This window comes from Acidovorax sp. T1 (assembly GCF_002176815.1).
GTDB lineage: Bacteria > Pseudomonadota > Gammaproteobacteria > Burkholderiales > Burkholderiaceae_C > Acidovorax.
This window is the reverse complement of the sequence record NZ_CP021648.1, coordinates 3,336,352-3,355,364: the sequence shown is the minus strand read 5'-3', so window position 1 is coordinate 3,355,364 and position 19,013 is coordinate 3,336,352. Positions and strand designations below refer to the sequence as shown.

The window sequence follows — 19,013 nt, the reverse complement described above, 5'->3', positions numbered from 1 at the left end:
CAGCACAGCGGGCAACCGCCATGAGCAGCGCACAGGTCCCAAACAAACTGCAGCGCTCGCTGATGCGCCTGGACGAGGCCCCCGCGTTTATGCGCGGCTTCGTGCAGAACATCATCCTGCGCCGCGCTGTGCCTTTCACCGGCACGGCCGGGGTGCAGTTTGTGTCGCTGGCGCCCGAGCGGGTGGAGGTGCGCCTGGCCAACGAGCATCGCGTGCAAAACCACATCGGCGGCGTGCACGCCTCGGCCATGAACCTGCTGGCCGAAACGGCCACGGGCATGGTCGTGGGCATGAACGTGCGCGACGACTGCCTGCCGCTGGCGAAAGACCTGAGCATGGCCTTTCGCAAGCGCGCCACCGGGGCGCTCAAGGCCGTGGCCACGCTCACGGCAGAGCAGCGCGCCGCCATGCAGGCCAGCGACAAGGGAGAGGTTCAGGTCAAGGTCACCGTGACCGACGAAGCCGGCGTGGAGCCGGTCGAATGTGCATTTACGTGGGCCTGGGTTCCATCCAGCCGCCCCGCCAAGAATTGAAGGAGTTACCCCATGGCCAAACAAGTCCAGGAAGCCTACATCGTCGCGGCCACGCGCACGCCCATCGGGCGCTCGCACCGCGGCTTCTTTCGCAACATGCGTCCCGATGACCTGCTGGCGACCACGCTCCGCGCCGCGCTGGCCGCAGCGCCGGGGCTCGACCCCGCAGCGATCGAAGACATCATCTGCGGCTGCGCCATTCCCGAAGCCCAGCAGGGCCTGAACGTCGCGCGCATCGGCGCGGTGCTGGCGGGGCTGCCCACCAGCGTTGGCGGCATCACCGTGAACCGCTTTTGCGCATCGGGCCTGTCGGCCGTGCAGATGGCCGCCGACCGCATCCGCGTGGGCGAGGCCGAGGTGATGATCGCCGCCGGGGTGGAAAGCATGAGCATGGTGCCCATGATGGGCAACTCGCCATCCCTCTCACCTTCGATCTTCGAGCGCGAGGGCGACGTGGGCATTGCCTACGGCATGGGTCTCACGGCCGAGAAGGTCGCCCAGCAGTGGAAGGTGAGCCGCGAAGCGCAGGACGAGTTTGCGCTGCAGTCTCACCTGAAAGCCCTGGCCGCGCAAAAGGCCGGCTACTTTGCCGACGAGATCACGCCCATCGACGTGACCGACCGCACGGCCAACCTCGAAACCGGCGAGTCCATCGCCACCACCCGCACCGTGGGCCTGGACGAAGGCGCACGCGCCGATACGTCGCTCGAGGGCCTGGCCAAGCTGCGCACGGTGTTTGCCGCGCGCGGCTCCGTCACGGCGGGCAACAGCTCGCAGACCAGCGACGGCGCAGGCGCGCTGATCCTGGCGAGCGAGTCGGCCATCAAGCGCTTTGGCCTCACGCCGCTGGCGCGCTTTGTGAGCTACGCCGCCAAGGGCGTGCCACCGCACATCATGGGCATTGGCCCCATCGAGGCGATTCCTGCGGCGCTGCGTTACGCGGGGCTCAAGCAGCAGGACATCGACTGGTTCGAGCTGAACGAGGCGTTTGCGGCGCAGTCGCTGGCGGTGATGAACACGCTGGGGCTCGATGCTTCCAAGGTGAACCCGATGGGCGGCGCGATTGCGCTGGGGCATCCGCTGGGTGCCACGGGCGCAATCCGCTCGGCCACGGTGGTGCATGCGCTCAGGCGCAACAAGCTCAAGTACGGCATGGTCACGATGTGCGTAGGCATGGGACAAGGCGCCGCCGGCATCTTCGAGGCGGTGTAACTGGCTACCGAGCGGGCGTGATGCGTCGTTGCGGGGGCCGTCGGGAAATCCTCACGTACAGGAAGTACGTTCCGGTTTCCCGCCCCCGCGCCTAGCCTGACGCCCGCTCGCTACGCCCTTGAGGGCAGGGTGTGAAGGCAGGAGATGCGGACCCCAGTCCTCCCCCACCGTTCGGGCTGAGCCTGTCGAAGCCCCTCAGCCCAGCACGAACCACTCCAACTTCACCAGCCTGCGCAACCACCACCCATTTCGCGGCACACTTGCGGCATGACTTCCATTCATCCTCTGGACGAAGCGTTGCAGCTGTCGTCCTCGACCCCCGGCCAATACGAAGGCACCACCCATGCGGGCTACTGGAACATGGTGGGGCCGTTTGGCGGCATCACCGCAGCGACGATGCTGCAGGCCGTTCTGCTGCATCCCGCGCGGCTGGGCGACCCGCTGTCGCTCACCGTCAATTACGCAGGCGCCCTGATGGCGGGGCCATTCACCGTGCAGGCCACGCCGGTGCGCACCAACCGCTCTACCCAGCACTGGACACTGTCGATCCTGCAGGCCGACGCCGAGGGCGCCCAGGTGGTCACCACCACCGCCACGGCGGTGACGGCTGTGCGCCGCGAGACCTGGAGCGCGGGCGACGTGCCCATGCCCGGCGTGCCGCAGCCGGCAGACTTACCCGCCATTCCGCCGGGCTTTGGTTCGGAGTGGCTCAGCCGCTATGAGATGCGGCCCGTGACCGGCACACTGCCGCGCGCCTGGGACGGCAGCGGCGACCACAGTCTGACCCAGCTGTGGATGCGCGATGCGCCTCCGCGCCCGCTCGATTTTTGTGCGCTGGCCGCACTGGCCGATGTGTTCTTTCCGCGCGTCTGGTTGCGCCGCGCGCACCGCGTGCCGGCGGGCACCGTGTCCATCACGGTGTACTTTCACGCCAGCGCGGCCCAGTTGCAGGAGACTGGCATGGGCTACTTGCTCGGCCAGGCGCGCGGGCAGGAGTTTCGCAACGGCTTTTTTGACCAGACCGTGCAGCTGTGGAACGAGGCGGGCACCATGCTGGCCACCAGCCACCAGATTGTTTACTACAAAGAGTAAGAAACGGGGCACTGCGCCGCCTTTATCTCCCACCATTCAGAACCTCCCAAAGACCACCATGACCGAAGCCACCCAAGACATCCTCGTGCACACCGAAGCGGGCGTGACCACCATCACCTTCAACCGCGTGGACAAGAAAAACTCCATCACCGCCACCATGTACGCCGCCATGGCCGATGCGCTGGCCGCTGCGCAAGCCGACGCCAGCGTGCGCGTGGTGGTGTTCCAGGGCGATGTGGCGGTTTTCAGCGCCGGCAACGACATTGGCGACTTTTTGCAGCAGCCACCTTCTACGCAGGATTCGCCCGTGTTCCGCTTCCTGCGCGGCATCGCCGCCTTCCCCAAGCCGGTGATCGCGGCGGTGTGCGGCCCGGCCGTGGGCATTGGCACCACCATGCTGTTCCATTGCGATCTGGTCTATGCCGGGGACAACGCGGCGTTCTCCATGCCGTTCGTCAACCTGGGCCTGTGCCCCGAGGCCGCATCGAGCCTGCTGGTGCCGCAGATGATGGGCTACCACCGTGCCGCCGAAGCCCTGCTGCTGGGTGAGCCCTTCATGGCCGAGGCCGCGCTGGAAGTGGGCCTGGTCAACCGCGTGGTGCCGCCCACGGAATGCAATGGCGTGGCGCAGGCGCAGGCCCGCAAGCTGGCCGCCAAGCCGCTGACGGCCCTGATCGAAACCAAGCGCCTCATGAAACAGGGCCAGACCCCGCAGGTGCTGGCCGTGATGGCCGAGGAGGGCGCCAGCTTTGGCCGCATGCTGCGCGAGCCCGCCGCGCGCGAGGCCTTTGGCGCGTTCATGGCAAAGCGCAAACCCGACTTCAGCAACTGCTGAAATCAGCGCCGCTCCAGTCAGCGGCTGCAACCTGCAGCGCGCCTTGAACGCTCCGCAACCGGTGTGACCGTGCAAGTGGTGCAAGTGCATGCAACCGGAGAACGATTTGGTTACCGATCTTGCGCGAGACTGTAAGGTGAAATGACCAGGCGCTTCTACGATCCCTTCTTTTCAAGGAGATCCGATGGCCGTGCAGAACCCCTTTTTTGGCAAGCGTGAAACCGAAACCTTCCAGCCCCGCCACAACCCGGTCACTCCCAGCAGCAGCGTGAACAGCGTGGCGCCCAGTGCATCGGCCAGCACGAGTGCCGCCACCGTGGTGGCCGCAACGGCAGCCAAGGCACCCGCAGAAAGCAGCGGCAGCAAGCTCACCGTGGGCCCCAACATCAAGCTCAAGGGGGTGGAGATCACCGATTGCGACACCCTGGTGGTGGAAGGCACGGTCGAAGCCACAATGGATTCGCGGGTCATCCAGATTGCCGAGCAGGGCGCGTTCCGCGGTTCGGCCGACATCGACATCGCCGAGATCCGCGGCGAATTCAACGGCACCCTCACGGTGCGCGACAAGCTCGTCGTCTTTGCCACCGGCAAGGTCAGCGGGAAGATCCGCTACGGCAAGCTGGTGGTGGAAGAGGGCGGCCAGCTGTCGGGTGAAATCGAGGTGGGCGTCGTGGGCGCCACTGCCCGCGCGGCGGGCGCTGCGCGGCCCGTGGACGCACCGGTGCCGGCAGTGGCGCTTGCCTGACCTGGGGGGCTTGTCCCGCTGGTCGTGCCCCGCAGGCGGGGGCGCGCCTGTGGCGCCACGGGCCCGGTCGCCGCAGGCTCAGGACTGAACGGGAACCGGGCGTGGCCGGCCTTCGGCGTCGATGGCCACATAGGTCAGTTGCGCCTCGGTCACCTTGAGGTATTGGCCCTGCTGGGCCATGCGCTCGGCATACACCTCCACATCCACCGTGATGGAGGTGCGGCCGATGCGCGTGACGTGGGAGAAGAACGACAGGATGTCGCCCACCCGCACCGGCTGCTTGAACACGAATTCCTTCACCGCCACCGTCGCCATGCGGCCCCGCATGTAGCGCGCCGGCAGCACGGCGCCGGCCAAGTCCACCTGCGCCATCACCCAGCCGCCGAAGATGTCGCCGTTGGCATTGCTGTCGGCGGGCATGGGGATGACCTTGAGTACCAGCTCGTGGCTGCAGGGCAACGCGGGCGGGGCAAGGGTGGGCAGGTCGGTCATAGGCACAATCTCGGTAAAACAACCATCGGAATTGTCCTTCATGCGCCACCACGGCGAGCTTTCTCCCCCCTCTCCTGAAAATCCCGCGCAAAAGCGCTCCGATTGGGCTACGCTCTCGCGCCTGCTGCCGTATTTGTGGCAATACAAGTGGCGCGTGGTGTTGGCCATCGTGTTCATGGTGGGCGCCAAGGTCGCCAACGTTGGCGTGCCGGTGCTGCTCAAGAACCTGGTCGATGCCATGGCGTTCAAACCCGGCGACCCGGCCGCCGTGCTGGTGGTGCCGGCCGGGCTGCTGCTGGCCTACGGGCTGTTGCGCCTGTCCACCTCGCTGTTCACCGAGCTGCGCGAGCTGGTGTTTGCCAAGGCCACGCAGGGCGCGGCGCGCTCGATTGCGCTGCAGACCTTCGAGCACCTGCACGCTTTAAGCCTGCGCTTTCATCTGGAGCGCCAGACCGGCGGCATGACGCGCGACATCGAGCGCGGCGTGCGCGGCATCGAGTCGCTGATCTCGTTCACGCTGTTCAACATCGGCGCCACGCTGATCGAAGTGTTCATGGTGCTGACCATCCTGGCGCTGCGCTTTGATGCCTGGTTTGCCTGGATCACGCTGGCCGCGCTGGCGCTTTACATCACCTTCACGGTGGTGCTGACCGAGTGGCGCACGCAGTTTCGCCGCCAGGCCAACGAGTTTGATTCGGCCGCGCACAGCAAGGCCGTCGATTCGCTGCTCAACTACGAAACCGTCAAATACTTCAACAACGAAAGCTTCGAGGCCCGGCGCTACGACGAAAGCCTGCAGCGCCTGCGCACCGCGCGCCTGAAGGCGCAAAGCTCGCTGTCGCTGCTCAACACCGGCCAGCAGCTCATCATCGCCACGGGCCTGGTGGCTATGCTCTGGCGCGCCACGCAGGGCGTGGTCGATGGCCGCATGACGCTGGGTGACCTGGTCATGGTCAACGCCTTCATGATCCAGCTCTACATTCCGCTGAACTTTCTGGGCGTGATCTACCGCGAGATCAAGCAGAGCCTGACCGACCTGGACAAGATGTTCACGCTGATGGACCGCGAGCGCGAGGTGGCCGATGCCCCCGGTGCGCAGCCGCTGGTGGGGCTGGCCCAGCCCACGGTGCGCTTTGAAAACGTGCAATTTGCCTACGACCCGGCGCGGCCCATCCTCAAGGGCATCAGCTTCGAGATTCCGGCGGGCAAGACGGTGGCCGTGGTCGGCCCGTCGGGCTCGGGCAAGTCCACACTGGCGCGGCTGCTGTTCCGCTTTTATGACATCCAGCAAGGCCGCATCACCATCGCGGGGCAAGAGATCCGCGATGTGACGCAGGCCAGCGTGCGCCAGGCCATTGGCATCGTGCCGCAGGACACCGTGCTGTTCAACGACACGGTGGCCTACAACATCGCCTACGGCCGCCCCGGCGCCAGCCAGGCCGACATCGAGGAAGCCGCCCGCGCCGCGCGCATCCACGATTTCATCGCCTCCACACCTAAGGGCTACGCCACCATGGTGGGCGAGCGGGGGCTCAAGCTCTCGGGCGGCGAAAAGCAGCGTGTGGCCATCGCGCGCACGCTGCTCAAGAACCCGCCGGTGCTGATTTTTGACGAGGCCACCAGCGCGCTGGATTCGGCCAATGAGCGCGCCATCCAGGCCGAGCTGCAGGGTGTGGCGCAGAACAAGACCACGCTGCTCATCGCCCACCGCCTGTCCACCGTGGTCGATGCGCACCAGATTTTGGTGATGGATGCCGGCCAGATCGTCGAGCGCGGCACGCACAGCGAGCTGCTGGCGCTGGGCGGGCGCTATGCGAGCATGTGGTCGCTCCAGCAAAGTGATGCGGCCGCTTGAACTGCACCTTCATTTTTCTCTGTTTTTCTTTCGCGATTTTTGACCCATGAAGCCCGTCCTTCTCGCCCTCATGTTTCTGTCTGAAGAGCACATCGCCCAGATGGCCCAGACCTTTGAAGTGATCTACGCCCCCGACGCGCCGCAGGCCGCCGCCGCCATGGCGCAGCACGGCAGCCGCGTGCGCGTGGTGCTCACCATCGGTGCGGTGGGCCTGGGCCCGGCGCAGATCGATGCGCTGCCTGCGCTCACGCTGATCTGCACGCTGGGCGCGGGCTACGAGAACGTGGCCGTGGCCCACGCCAAGGCGCGCGGCATCGTGGTGGCCACGGGCGCAGGCACCAACGACGACTGTGTGGCCGACCACGCCTGGGGCCTGCTGATTGCCGCGCAGCGCCGCATCCTGCCGCTGGACAAGGCCACGCGCGCAGGCATCTGGCGCACGGCCTTGCCGTTGCCGCCCAACGTGTCGCACAAACGCTTGGGCATCATCGGCCTGGGCACCATCGGCAAGAAGATCGCCCAGCGCGCGCTGGGCTTCGAGATCGAGGTGGGTTACCACAACCGCAGCGCGCGCACCGACGTGCCCTACCGCTACTTTGCCGATGTGGTGGCGCTGGCCGGGTGGGCAGACTTCCTCGTGGTCGCCACGCCGGGCGGCGCAGGCACCAAGCACTTGGTGAACGCGACGGTGCTCAACGCCCTGGGTCCACGTGGCGTGGTGGTCAACATCGCGCGCGGCAGCGTGATCGACACCACCGCCCTGGCCGCCGCGCTGCGCGAAGGCCGCATTGCGGCAGCAGGCCTGGATGTGTACGAGAGCGAGCCCGCGCCTCCGGCCGAGCTGCTGGACCTGGACAACGTGGTGCTCACGCCCCATGTGGCGGGCTGGTCGCCCGAAGCGGTGCAGGCTTCGGTGGATCGCTTCATGGAAAACGCCCGCCGCCACCTGGCGGGCGAGGCGCCTGTGACGCCGCTATGAGCATCAAAATGGCCTCTAGCGCTTATCTATCAAGCGCAAGCAGCTATTAAATGCATAGCGATTGTGGTCTGTGTGGCGCCGTTCAGGCTTCGCGCACCAGCAGGTCCCCCGTGATGTCGGCCACCTTGGCCACGCTGGTCAGGGTCATGGCCACGCGCATTTCTTTCTCCAGCAGCTCCAGCAGGTGCTTCACACCGGCCTCGCCCGCCGTTGCCAGCGCGTAGATGTAGGCGCGGCCGATCATGGCGCAGTCCGCGCCCAGGGCGATGGCGCGCACCACGTCCAGCCCGTTGCGGATGCCCGAGTCGGCCAGGATCTTGATCTGCCCCTTCACCGCATCGGCAATGGCAGGCAATGCACGCGCCGACGACAGCACGCCGTCGAGCTGGCGGCCGCCGTGGTTGGAGACGATGATGCCGTCGGCGCCAAAGCGCACGGCGTCCTTGGCGTCTTCGGGGTCCAGGATGCCCTTGATGACCATCGGGCCCTTCCAGAAGGCGCGGATCCACTCCAGGTCTTTCCACGAGATCGAGGGATCGAAGTTGGCGCCCAGGTAGCCCATGTAGTCCTGCAGGCCCGTGGGGCTGCCGCGGTAGGCCGAGATGTTGCCCAGGTCGTGCGGGCGGCCCAGCAGCCCCACATCCACCGCCCAGCGCGGGTGCGTCATGGCCTGCCAGTAGCGGCGCAGCGGGGCGTTGGGGCCGCTCATGCCCGAATGCGCATCACGGTAGCGCGCGCCGGGCACGGGCATGTCCACGGTGAACACCAGGGTAGAGCAGCCTGCGGCCTGCGCGCGCTCCAGCGCGTTCTGCATGAAGCCCCGGTCTTTCAGCACGTACAGCTGGAACCACATGGGGCGCTTGAGTTTGGGGGCCACCTCTTCAATCGGGCAGACCGACACGCTGGACATGGTGAACGGAATGCCATGCGCGTCGGCGGCGCGCGCGGCCTGCACTTCACCCCGGCGGCGGTACATGCCGGTCAGGCCCACGGGTGACAGCGCCACGGGAATCGAGAGTTTCTCGCCAAACAGCTCGATGCTGGTGTCCAGTTGGCTCATGTCCTTGAGCACGCGCTGGCGCAGTGCCACGGCGGCCAGGTCATCCACGTTGCGGCGTAGCGTTTGCTCGGCGTAGGCGCCGCCGTCGATGTAGTGGAACAGGAAGGGGGGGAGGAACTTTTGCGCTGCTGCGCGGTAGTCGGCGCTGGAGGAGATGATCACGATGGCTCTCTTATGGATGTGGGAGTGCGCGGCTACGCTGCTGGCTGCAGCGTTGGCGCCAGGTCAAGGGGAAGGCGCGTGGAACGTTCGCGCCGTGCGCGGTCTTCGTCCATGCGCTGGATGGTGGTGCGCACATGCTCCAGGTGCTCGCCAATGCACTCGCGCGCGCGTTGTGGGTCGCCGTCCACAATGGCCTGCATCAGCGCCTGGTGCTGCGCCGTGAGCGCTTGCAGCGTGACGGGGGCGCTCAGGCGGAACATGTCGTGGCGGTTGCGCTCCACGGTGGACAGCACCACGGTGAACAGGCTGTGCATCACCTGCACCAGCACCAGGTTGTGCGAGGCCTCGGCAATGGCCAGGTGGAACTGCGCATCGGCGCGTGCTGCCAGCTCGGCGTGGCCGCTTTGCTGGTGCTGCAGCATCACTTCAAAGCAGCGCTGGATGTGCGCCTTGTCTTGCGCGGTGGCGCGCTGCGCTGCCAGCCAGGCGGTGCTGGTCTCCAGCGCATGGCGCGTTTCCAGCACGTCGTAGCGGTAGTGGGGGTCGGATTCGATCAGGCCCGCCAGTGGCACCATGGCGCCCTGCAGCCACGCTGCGGGTTGGTGGGTCTGCTGCACATAGGTGCCATCGCCGCGCCGGGCCGAGAGCACGCCCTGGCTGGTGAGCTTCTGGATGGCTTCGCGCACCGAGGTGCGCGACACCCCGAGCACCTCGGCCAGTTGCCGTTCGGCGGGCAGCTTTTGTCCGGGCTGCAGTCCGCGGTCTTGCACCAGGGCAAGCAGTTTTTCGACAACGTGATCGGCTAGGCGCATGGGGGGCTCTCGGATTCAGGGTTTCAATGACCCGGAATCATCCACGTAAACACATAGGCCTGCAGCGTGCAGATGATGCCGATGATGGCGGCGAACACCAGGCTGTGCTTGACCGTGAAGCGGAACAGGTCCGATTCCTTGCCCGCCAGGCCCACGGCCGCGCAGGCGATGGCGATGGACTGGGGCGAAATCATCTTGCCGGTGACGCCGCCCGTGGTGTTGGCCGCCACGGTGAGCACGGGCGACAGACCGAGCTGGTTGGCTGTGGTGGCCTGCAGCGCGCCAAACAAGGCGTTGGCCGAGGTGTCTGAGCCCGTGAGGAACACGCCAATCCAGCCCAGAAAGGGCGAGAAGAAGGTGAACGCCTTGCCCGTGTGGGCCAGCGCCAGGGCCAGCGTGGCCGACAGGCCCGAGTAGTTGGCCACGAACGCAAAGGCCAGCACCATACCGATGGAGTAGATGGGGATGACCAGCTCGCGCACCGTCTCGCCCAGCGTGGCCACGGCCTTGGCGGGGGAGAAGCGGGCAAAGGCAATGGTCAGGACGGCCGCGATCAGGATGGCCGTGCCGGTGGCGGCCAGCCAGTTGAAGGTGTACACCGCGCCGTAGGGCGTGGCAGCGGCCACCACGGGCGGCATCTTGGCCACCAGCTGGTCGAGCATGGGCACGGGGATGCTGATGATGGTGGAGGCCAGGGGCCCGCCTGCGGCGAACAACGCCTTGAAGGGCTTGACGCTCCACAGCGTGACCATGCCCGTCAGAATGATGAAGGGCGACCAGGCCTTGAGGATGGCGCCTGCGGTGAGGGGCGTTGCGGCGCTGGCCGCCGGCTGGGCCGTGGTGTTGGCGGCGACGCTGGCCGTGGCGTTGTCGCTGGTGTCAAAGCGGAAGATGTGCTTGGGTTGCCACACCTTGAGGAAGGCCGTCAGGGCAATCAGCGAGACGATGGCCGAGGTGATGTCGGGCAGCTCGGGGCCGATGAAGTTGGCTGTCAGAAACTGCACCAGCGCGAACGAGCCACCACCCACCAGCACGGCGGGCCAGGTCTCCTTCACGCCGCGCCAGCCGTCCATGATCGCCATGATCCAGAACAGCACCAGGATCGTCATGAAGGGCAGCTGGCGCCCGGCCATCTGGCCGATGATGAACGGGTCGATACCCGACACCTGGCCTGCCACGATGATGGGAATGCCCATCGCGCCAAAGGCGACGGGGGCGGTGTTGGCGATCAGGCACAGGCCAGCGGCATACAGCGGCTTGAAGCCCAGGCCCACCAGCAGCGCGGCGGTGATGGCCACCGGCGCGCCAAAACCGGCCGCGCCTTCCAAAAATGCACCAAAGCAAAAGCCCACCAGAATGAGCTGCAAGCGCTGGTCGTGCGTGACCGACAGGATGGAGCTGCGAATGACGTCGAACTGCCCGGTCTTGACCGACAGCCTGTACAGAAACACGGCCGCCACAATGATCCAGGCGATGGGCCACAGACCGTAGAAGAAGCCATACACGGCCGAGGCCAGCGCGGCGCTGACCGGCATCTTGTAGAAGAGCAAGGCCACGCCCAGCGCCAGCAGCACGGTCACGGTGCCCGCCTGGTGGCCCTTGAGCCGCAACTTGGTCAGGGCCAGAAAGAAAAAGACGATGGGAATCAGGGCTACGAGCGCAGACAGCCAGATGTTCCCAGCCGGGTCGTAGTTTTGTTGCCAGACGGTTTGCATAACGGTCAGTGAGGCATTGAAACGCAGACAAGGGCCCGTGGCCCCTGGCTTTCTTCACCGCAGTGGATGCGCCGCTTTGGGGCAGCGTTGTCTCCGGCCGCTGGCCCCGCAGGGCAGGGCGCCTGAGGGGTGGGCTGGCATGAAAGCAGGCGGGGCGCCTTGCCTTCATTGGTAGACGTTGGACTAAATTGGTATGACCAAAAATGCTCCATCCGTGCGAATTGGTCGTATTTTGCGCCTTCTGGCGGGCCAAATCTTATAGGGTAAATACTGAGTCATGGTTTTTCGCGGTGGTTTGGGTTTTTTGGTCCTACCAGTTTGAGTGGACGTGGAGAGGCAGGTAACGGGCAGTGGCGATGGGTCCTGCCTGTTGTGGCTGTGGATTGAGTTTAGGCATACAAATAGCTTCTAGCGCTTGATATACAAGCGCTAGAAGCTATTGTTTTAGGAGCGATTGGCTTGCTTGCGCGCCGCGATCGACTTCTCTGCCAGGTTCACACCGACAGCCTGACCGGCGTGGCCAACTGGCCGCCCTCACTGGCTGCGAGGAGTTCTGCATCCGGCTGCCCGGCGTGCCCGCCGATGCTGCGCAGGCCATCGCCGAACGCATCCGCCCGGCTGTTGCCGCCGCCCGCCGCAGCCCCGAATACCAGGCGCTGCGGTTTCCCGGCAGCTTTGGCGTGATAGGCCTGGGGCCGGCTGATCCGCACTTCGGCCCCTGCATTCGCGCGCTGACCGTGCGCTGCACACCGCCAAGCAGCAGGAGTGCAACCGCAGCGGCCTTCTGCATGCAGGCGAAATGGCCACCAGCCATTGATATTCGTGCGCTAAAAGCTCTTGTTTTGATAGCGGAAATCACTTGTGCGCGGCGATCGACTTTCGGTTGAACTTGATGCGTCGGCTGCGGGTGTGCTTTCTACGTCGGTTTCTGCAGGCTCACCTGCCCATGGTGGGTTGATCTGTCCTGGGCGTCTTGCAGATCGGCTGACAACGTTTAAAGCCGGTTTCCCAGGTGAGGGCATGGCGGGCGGCGGGCCACGTTCGGGTTGCGATAGGTGTAAACCCGAACAATTGATGTGGGTGAAGCACCAATCAATTGTGTTTTGACCGTCTTCCGGAATGATGATCCTGTTGAAACAATCATCCGCAACAGCAATCGATGCTCTATGTGCACCAAAAAGCACGCAATCGTGATTGCCCCTCAAGCCCGTTGTCCCGGAAGGAGCTCAAACCGTGTCGGATCTACGTTTTTCTGCGCTGATGAAGGCCCGCCTGGAGGCTGATCCGCAGGCCACGGCCTTTGCGCATGGCGAGAGAATCACTACGGTGACGTCGTTGGCGCATCAGGTGCAGTGCATGACGGCCTGGTTGCGTTCGGTGGGCATAGGGCCGGGTGACCGGATGGCTGTCTGGCTGGTGAACCGGGTTGAGTGGCTGGCGTTGCTGATGGCGGCCGGGCGCATCGGTGCCACGGTGGCGGCGGTCAATACCCGCTATCGGCAGGAAGAGGTGGCCCACATCTTGCGCACCAGCGGCGCCCGCTTGCTGGTGACGCAGTTGCCCCACCAGCGGCTGGATTTTCTTGCCATCTTGGCGGATCTTGACGCCGCACGGGTGCCTGATTTGCAGCAAATAGCCGTGTTGGGCAGCGATGGCGCTGGGCCCTGCAGTGCTGCGGATCTTCCCGCTGGGTTGGTCTGGCCGCTGATGCCATTGAACTGGCAGCAATGCCCTCCCGAAACAGGCCCGGACGAATCGGACCCCGACACCACGGTGGTGCTGTTCTCCACCTCGGGTACCACCAAGGCGCCTAAGCTGGTCATGCATCCGCAGCGCACTTTGGTGGACCATGCGCTGCGTTGCGCGGCGGCCTACCGGCTTGGCGAGCCTGGCGCATGCTTGTTGACGCTGCTGCCCCTGTGCGGCGCTTTCGGACTGAACAGCACCCTGGCCGCATTCGCTGCTGGTGCGCCGGTGGTTCTGCCGGCCTTGTTCGAGGCCGACGAAGCCGCCGCGCTGCTGGTACGCCATGTGGTGACGCATTGCTTTGGCAGCGACGAGATGGTGCGTCGCCTGGCGGAAACTTCAGAGGCGGCGCGGCCGTTTCCATCGCTGCGCTTTTTTGGCTTTGGCGCGTTTACGTCGAATTTCACCGAAATCGCCCAGGCCTGCTGCGCGCGGGGCATTCCGCTGCACGGTCTGTATGGTTCCAGCGAGGTGCTGGCCGTTTTCTCGGCCCAGGCCAGCGACGCGCCGCTGACGCAGCGCCTGGAGGGCGGTGGCGTACCGGTGGCGGGGGCGCTGGCACGCATCCGTATTCGCGACGAAGCCACGGGCCAGTTGCTGGCACAGGGGCATTCGGGGCAGATCGAGATTCAGGCGCCCAGCTTGTTCCAGGGCTACTTCGGCAATCCCGCGGCTACCCAGGAGGCCATGACCGAGGGCTATTTCAAGACGGGTGATCTGGGCCATCTGCGGCCTGATGGCAGCCTGGTGTTCGAGACCCGCATGGGAGACGCCGTGCGTTTGGGCGGCAACCTGGTCAACCCGGCAGAAATCGAAGAACTGCTGCAGCGCGATCCCGGGGTGCGCGAAGCCCAGGTGGTTGCGGTGCCGATCCAGGGCCAGGATCGCCCGGTGGCCTTCATCGTTCCCGAGGCGGGCGGTGCGCCAGACATGGCCGAATTGGTCGCAAAGCTGCGCCAGTCCATCGCGAACTACAAGGTCCCCCAGCGGGTGTGGACGCTGCCTGCTTTCCCGCTGACCCAGGGTGCCAATGGCAACAAGATTTCCCGTGCGCAATTGCGCCAGATGGCGCAGGAACGCCTTGCCGCCGAAGCCCCAGCCCCTCAGGAGCACGCATGAACCCCCGTCACTTTGAAGATTTCGCGGTTGGCGAACAATTCACCAGCACGGGCCGCACGGTGACGGAAGCCGACCTCACCCTGTTCAACATGATTTCGGGTGACTGGAACCCCATCCACGCCGATGCCGAGTTTGCCGCCGGCACCCGCTTTGGCCAGCGCATCGTCCACGGTGCCTTTGGCGTGGCCTTGCTCACCGGTTTCATGCACCAGATGGGGGTTTTCGACGGCACCGCAGTGGCGATGCTGTCGCTCAAGGAATGGACCTTCAAGGCCCCCATCCTGATCGGCCAGACCTTGCGCTTGCACATGACGATTACCGAGCTCGCCCCCGGCAAGAGCGCCCGCGTGGGCCGCCTGGGGCGCCACCTGCAGTTGCGCGACCAACACGACCAGGTTGTGCAGGAGGGGCACAGCGATCTGCTGCTCCTCAAGCGCCCGGCCGCTGCCTGATTTTTCAACCACAACAACTCTGGAGACACCATGCAACAACAAGCCAAAACCACTCTGACCGCGCTGGCCCTGGGCCTTTTAGCGTCGGTCGCCGCCGCGCAGACCTATCCCAGCAAGCCCGTGACCATCGTCGTGCCGTATTCCGCCGGCGGGCCGGTGGACAACTTCATCCGCGCTTTGGGCCAGCAACTGTCCGATAGCTGGAAGCAGCCGGTGGTGGTGCTCAACAAGCCCGGCGCCAACGAAATCATCGGCGCCGACCAGGTCGCCAAAAGCGCGCCTGACGGCTACACCCTGTTCGCCGGCACCGAGGCTTCGCTCACCATGAGCCCGCACCTCTACAAAAAGCTTCCCTACAACGTGGAGACCGACTTCGTGCCCATCAGCCAGCTGGTCAATTTGCCGCTGATGCTGTTCACGCACAAGAACACCCCGGCCAACACCGTTTCGGAATTCGTGGAACTGGCGCGCAAGGCCAAGGCCCAGGGCAAGCCGCTGAGCTATGGATCTTCTGGTGCGGGCGGCATTGCCCACCTGCCGATGGTGACCTTTGAAAAGCAGGAAGGCATCTCCATGACCCACGTACCCTACCGGGGCGCGGCCAACCTGATTCCCGATGTGATTGCAGGCCAGGTGGACGCAGCGGTGCTGGCCGTGTCGGTCATCGAGCAGCATGTGAAGAGTGGCGCACTGAAGCCCCTTGCAGTGTCGTCCGAGACTCGCAGCGCAGCCCTGCCCCAGGTACCCACCTTCAAGGAGGCGGGAGTCAAAGATATCCACGCCATCTTCAGTATTGGCCTGCTGGCACCCAAGGGCACGCCGACGGCAGTAGTGGACAAGATCGCCGCCAGCACCCGGGCCATTATCACGACGCCCGACTTCCGCCAGAAAAACATCGATGCCTTCAGCTATGTGCCGGTGGCCTCTACCCCAGTGGAGTTCAAGGCTTATTTGAGCGGCAACAGCAAGCTGCAGGCCGAGCGGGTCAAGGCCTCTGGCGTGACGCTGGATTGAACCTGGCGCCTGCAACATCTTTTTTCGACCCCGTACCCTGACTGAACCCCAGCCCATGAACGCCATTACCTCCCGAATCCCCGCCGCGCTGCAGAACCTGGCGTTGCCCGTCATCGCTTCGCCGATGTTCACTGTCAGCTACCCCGAGCTGGTGCTGGCGCAGTGCAAGGCTGGCATCGTGGGCTCATTCCCGGCGCTCAACGCCCGCCAGCCCGAGTTGCTGGACGAATGGCTGCACCAGATGAAGGCTGATCTGGACGCTTACCGGGCAGCCAACCCTGGCCAGCCGGTGGGGCCCATCGCGGTCAACCAGATTGCGCATAGCTCCAATGGGCGCCTGATGCAGGACATGGAGACTTGCATAACCCACCAGGTGCCGGTCATCATCACCTCGCTGCGCGCGCCGGCCCGCGAGATCGTCGATGCCGTGCACAGCTACGGCGGCGTCATATTCCATGACGTGGTCAATGTGCGCCATGCCCAGAAGGCGCTGGAGGCGGGGGTGGACGGCTTGATCGTCGTGGCTGCCGGGGCTGGTGGCCACGCGGGCACCCAGTCGCCCTTTGCGCTGGTGGGTGAGGTGCGGAAGATCTTCGACGGCCCGCTGGCCCTGTCGGGGGCCATGGCCACGGGCGGGGCCGTTCTGGCCGCCCGGGCCATGGGCGCGGACTTTGCCTACATGGGCACGCGCTTCATCGCCAGCCGCGAGGCCAACGCCAGTGAGGATTACAAGCAGGCTATCGTGAAGGCAGGCGCCTCGGACATCATTTACAGCAACTGGTTCTCGGGCGTGCATGGAAACTATCTGCGCGAGAGCATCGAGCGTGTGGGCCTCGACCCGGAAAACCTGCCGGTGGGCGACAAGGCCAAGATGAGTTTTGCCGACGGCCGCTCCAAGGCCAAGGCCTGGAAGGACATCTGGGGCGCCGGCCAGGGCGTGGGGCAAATTCATGACCTGCCTGAAGTGCGGGAGATTGTGGCCAGGTTGCGCGCGGAATACGACCTGGCCCGCGCACGCATCTGTGCGGGGTGAGTGCGTCCGTGGTACCTGCCGACGCGGTAAGTGAGGGAGGGCGCAGGCCTTATGCTCGCCCTCCGGAGGTTTTGCCGTTGGAACAGTCGCCCTATTTGTTTTTTGCCGAGGTCGTGGAAGCAGGCAGTTTTGCCATGGCCGCCCGACGTTTGGGCATGGACCGCTCCAACGTTAGCCGCCGTATCAAGGAGCTGGAGCACAGCGCTGGTGTGCAATTGCTGCGCCGTACTACCCGCAAGATGGTGTTGACCGAATTGGGTGCGGCGTTCTACGAACAGTGCCTGGCAGTGCGCAGCGAGGTGGAGCAGGCCAAGAACCTGCTGCTGTCGCAGGGCGATGTAGTGCGCGGGACGCTGCATGTCAGCTGCCCGCCAGCGATTGGCCGCCTTTACCTGGTGCCCCTGTTCGAGGTTTTTTGCCGTCGCTACCCGGCGGTTTCCTTGCAGATCACCATGAAGTCGGGTGCACTGGATTTGATCGAAGAGCGGATTGATGTGGCCATTCGCTTCACCAACGAACCGTCGCAGCACCAGGTGGCCCGTGTGCTGGGGCGCACGCAATGGATTTTTTGTGCCAGCCCAGCCTATCTGGCCGAACATGGAACGCCCCAACTGCCTGAAGACTTGGCACAGCTGGCCTGGCTGGGCATGCGCACCCGCATGGAGTTACAGCTGCGCAAAGAGGCGGCCCTGCACCGTGTGGTGCTTCGCTCGCGGGTGGCTTGCCCCGACTATGCCCTGCTAGGGCAGATGGCCTGCGACGGGCTGGGCGTGTGTTTGTTGCCGGTCTATGTCGCTTCCCGCGACCTGGCCCGGGGTGGACTGGTTCAGGTGCTGGTGGACTACCAGATCGAGCCCACGCCGGGCAGTACTCTCTACGCCATCACCTTGCCGGGCATCCACTCGTCGCCCCAGGTCAAGGCGTTTGTCCAATTTCTTGCAGAAACCGTGCAGGCCGAATTCGCCCAGTGAGCTGTCACCCCAGATATCCATCTGATTTTAAAGCGAAAAGAGCTTCCAGCCCTTGATATTCAAGCGCTGGAAGCTCTTGTTTTGATAGCGAAAATTACTTGCGCGCCGCGATCGATTTTTCGGCCAGGTTCACCAGGTCGGCACCGATCTGGCCCTTCCACTTCTCGACCACGGGGCGCGTGGCCTTCACGAAGGCTTCGCGCTCGGCGGGGGTGAGCTGGGTCACGGTCACGCCGTGGCTGGCGATTTCCTTGAGCAGAGGTTTGTCGGCCTCGATCACGCCTTTGCGCGCAATGGCGATCTGCTCCTTGCCGGCGTCGATGGCGGCCTGCTTGACGATCTCGCGGTCGGCGGGGGTCCAGCTGTTCCAGATGTCTTTGTTGACCACAAAGATCAGCGGATCATTCATGTAGCCCCACAGCGTCAGGTGCTTTTGCGCCACGGTGTAGAGCTTGGCGGCCATATAGACCGACAGCGGGTTTTCTTGCCCATCCACGGCGCTACTGGCCATGGCGGGCTGGGCGTCGGCCCAGCTCATTTGCGTGGGGTTGGCGCCCAGGGCGGTGAAGGTGTCCAGGAACAGCGGCGAGCCCACCACCCGAATCTTCATGCCCTTGAGGTCTTCGGGCGTCTTGATGGCCTTCTTGGAGTTGGAGATTTCGCGGTAGCCGTTCTCGCCCCAGGCCAGCGGCACCACGCCGGCTTTCTCCAGTGTCTGGAACAGGCTCTTGCCCACTTCGCCCTGCGTGAGCGCGTCGGTGGCGGCGTAGTCGGGCATCAAAAAGGGCAGCGAGAACAGGTTGAGCTGCTTGACCTGGGGCGACCAGTTGATGGTCGAGCCCACGGCCATGTCGATCACGCCCTGGCGCAGTGCACTGAACTCGCGCGTCTGGTCGCCCTGGATCAGCGACACGCCAGGGTACAGCTTGATGTTGATGCGGCCCTGGGTGCGCTCGCGCACCTTGTTGGCCCACAGCTCGCCGCCCTTGCCCCAGGGGAAGGCCGTGCCCAGCACCAGCGACATGCGGTATTCGCTTTTGTACGCGGTCTGCGCCATGGCGGCGGGTGCGGTGAAAGCCAGGGCGGCTGCAGCGGCTACGGCGGAAGAGAGGAATGTACGCAGTTTCATGGAGTCTCCTTGCTATAAATTAAGTAGCTAATAGCGCTTATCTGAAAAGGGCTAGAA

General features: G+C 64.9%; 18 protein-coding genes. 13 read left to right on the top strand and 5 right to left on the bottom strand.

All coding sequences use genetic code 11. The annotated features are described in order from the left end of the window. Window positions 1–20: 20 nt before the first annotated feature. The 5 genes from CCX87_RS15625 (at window position 21) to CCX87_RS15605 (ending at window position 4,417) form a co-directional block, all read left to right on the top strand. Entirely contained in the window at window positions 21–533 is a 513-nt protein-coding gene (locus CCX87_RS15625) for a DUF4442 domain-containing protein (RefSeq protein WP_087747626.1), read from the top strand. A gap of 12 nt (window positions 534–545) precedes the next feature. Beyond that, on the top strand, window positions 546–1,745 hold the full coding sequence (locus tag CCX87_RS15620) for an acetyl-CoA C-acyltransferase (RefSeq protein WP_087747625.1): 1,200 nt from the start codon (window positions 546–548) through the stop codon (window positions 1,743–1,745). A 267-nt stretch (window positions 1,746–2,012) separates the two neighbouring features. Further along, complete coding sequence (locus tag CCX87_RS15615) at window positions 2,013–2,837, top strand: acyl-CoA thioesterase (protein WP_087747624.1); 825 nt, start codon at window positions 2,013–2,015, stop codon at window positions 2,835–2,837. 58 nt (window positions 2,838–2,895) lie between these two features. Then, window positions 2,896–3,672 carry an enoyl-CoA hydratase gene (locus CCX87_RS15610; protein WP_087747623.1) on the top strand — a complete coding sequence of 259 codons (777 nt, stop codon included), beginning with the start codon at window positions 2,896–2,898 and terminating at the stop codon, window positions 3,670–3,672. A 184-nt stretch (window positions 3,673–3,856) separates the two neighbouring features. Next, complete coding sequence (locus tag CCX87_RS15605; RefSeq protein WP_087747622.1) at window positions 3,857–4,417, top strand: bactofilin family protein; 561 nt, start codon at window positions 3,857–3,859, stop codon at window positions 4,415–4,417. A gap of 78 nt (window positions 4,418–4,495) precedes the next feature. Here the strand turns inward: CCX87_RS15605 and CCX87_RS15600 are convergent, their stop codons facing one another. Beyond that, on the bottom strand, window positions 4,496–4,909 hold the full coding sequence (locus CCX87_RS15600) for an acyl-CoA thioesterase (RefSeq protein ID WP_087748404.1): 414 nt from the start codon (window positions 4,907–4,909) through the stop codon (window positions 4,496–4,498). A gap of 40 nt (window positions 4,910–4,949) precedes the next feature. On the opposite strand from CCX87_RS15600, the gene CCX87_RS15595 reads away from it, so the two are divergent. Both CCX87_RS15595 and CCX87_RS15590 read left to right on the top strand, forming a co-directional pair. Continuing rightward, window positions 4,950–6,764 carry an ABCB family ABC transporter ATP-binding protein/permease gene (locus tag CCX87_RS15595; protein ID WP_087747621.1) on the top strand — a complete coding sequence of 605 codons (1,815 nt, stop codon included), beginning with the start codon at window positions 4,950–4,952 and terminating at the stop codon, window positions 6,762–6,764. 46 nt (window positions 6,765–6,810) lie between these two features. Continuing rightward, window positions 6,811–7,743, top strand: coding sequence for a 2-hydroxyacid dehydrogenase (locus CCX87_RS15590; RefSeq protein ID WP_087747620.1), 933 nt, complete (start codon window positions 6,811–6,813; stop codon window positions 7,741–7,743). Between the two features lie 82 nt (window positions 7,744–7,825). Here the strand turns inward: CCX87_RS15590 and lldD are convergent, their stop codons facing one another. Genes lldD through lldP form a run of 3 tightly spaced genes read right to left on the bottom strand, consistent with a single transcriptional unit; the run spans window position 7,826 to window position 11,492 of the window. Beyond that, window positions 7,826–8,965: an FMN-dependent L-lactate dehydrogenase LldD gene (gene lldD, locus CCX87_RS15585; RefSeq protein ID WP_087747619.1), complete on the bottom strand. Its 1,140-nt coding sequence runs from the start codon at window positions 8,963–8,965 to the stop codon at window positions 7,826–7,828. A 32-nt stretch (window positions 8,966–8,997) separates the two neighbouring features. Then, window positions 8,998–9,777, bottom strand: coding sequence for a transcriptional regulator LldR (gene lldR, locus CCX87_RS15580; RefSeq protein WP_087747618.1), 780 nt, complete (start codon window positions 9,775–9,777; stop codon window positions 8,998–9,000). Between the two features lie 23 nt (window positions 9,778–9,800). Further along, a complete protein-coding gene (gene lldP / locus CCX87_RS15575) occupies window positions 9,801–11,492 on the bottom strand; it encodes an L-lactate permease (RefSeq protein WP_087747617.1) in 1,692 nt (563 codons plus the stop codon). Window positions 11,493–12,064: 572 nt separating this feature from the next. On the opposite strand from lldP, the gene CCX87_RS20935 reads away from it, so the two are divergent. From CCX87_RS20935 to CCX87_RS15545, 6 genes are all read left to right on the top strand, one after another. After that, window positions 12,065–12,379 carry a hypothetical protein gene (locus CCX87_RS20935; RefSeq protein ID WP_143218315.1) on the top strand — a complete coding sequence of 105 codons (315 nt, stop codon included), beginning with the start codon at window positions 12,065–12,067 and terminating at the stop codon, window positions 12,377–12,379. Window positions 12,380–12,725: 346 nt separating this feature from the next. Next, window positions 12,726–14,357 (top strand): AMP-binding protein, encoded by a 1,632-nt coding sequence (locus CCX87_RS15565; protein WP_232476415.1) that lies wholly within the window; start codon window positions 12,726–12,728, stop codon window positions 14,355–14,357. Next, window positions 14,354–14,809, top strand: coding sequence for a MaoC/PaaZ C-terminal domain-containing protein (locus CCX87_RS15560; RefSeq protein WP_087747614.1), 456 nt, complete (start codon window positions 14,354–14,356; stop codon window positions 14,807–14,809). The genes CCX87_RS15565 and CCX87_RS15560 overlap by 4 nt, the downstream gene beginning before the upstream one ends. Window positions 14,810–14,839: 30 nt before the next feature. After that, entirely contained in the window at window positions 14,840–15,823 is a 984-nt protein-coding gene (locus CCX87_RS15555; protein WP_087747613.1) for a Bug family tripartite tricarboxylate transporter substrate binding protein, read from the top strand. A gap of 55 nt (window positions 15,824–15,878) precedes the next feature. After that, the gene (locus CCX87_RS15550; RefSeq protein WP_087747612.1) at window positions 15,879–16,856 is read left to right on the top strand and encodes an NAD(P)H-dependent flavin oxidoreductase; all 978 of its coding nucleotides are present in this window, start codon (window positions 15,879–15,881) and stop codon (window positions 16,854–16,856) included. Between the two features lie 77 nt (window positions 16,857–16,933). Then, window positions 16,934–17,827, top strand: a complete 894-nt coding sequence (locus CCX87_RS15545) for a LysR family transcriptional regulator (protein WP_232476414.1) — start codon at window positions 16,934–16,936, stop codon at window positions 17,825–17,827. A gap of 94 nt (window positions 17,828–17,921) precedes the next feature. Here CCX87_RS15545 and CCX87_RS15540 read toward each other — a convergent pair whose 3' ends face one another. Next, on the bottom strand, window positions 17,922–18,956 hold the full coding sequence (locus tag CCX87_RS15540) for a DctP family TRAP transporter solute-binding subunit (protein ID WP_087747610.1): 1,035 nt from the start codon (window positions 18,954–18,956) through the stop codon (window positions 17,922–17,924). Between the last annotated feature and the right edge of the window lie 57 nt (window positions 18,957–19,013).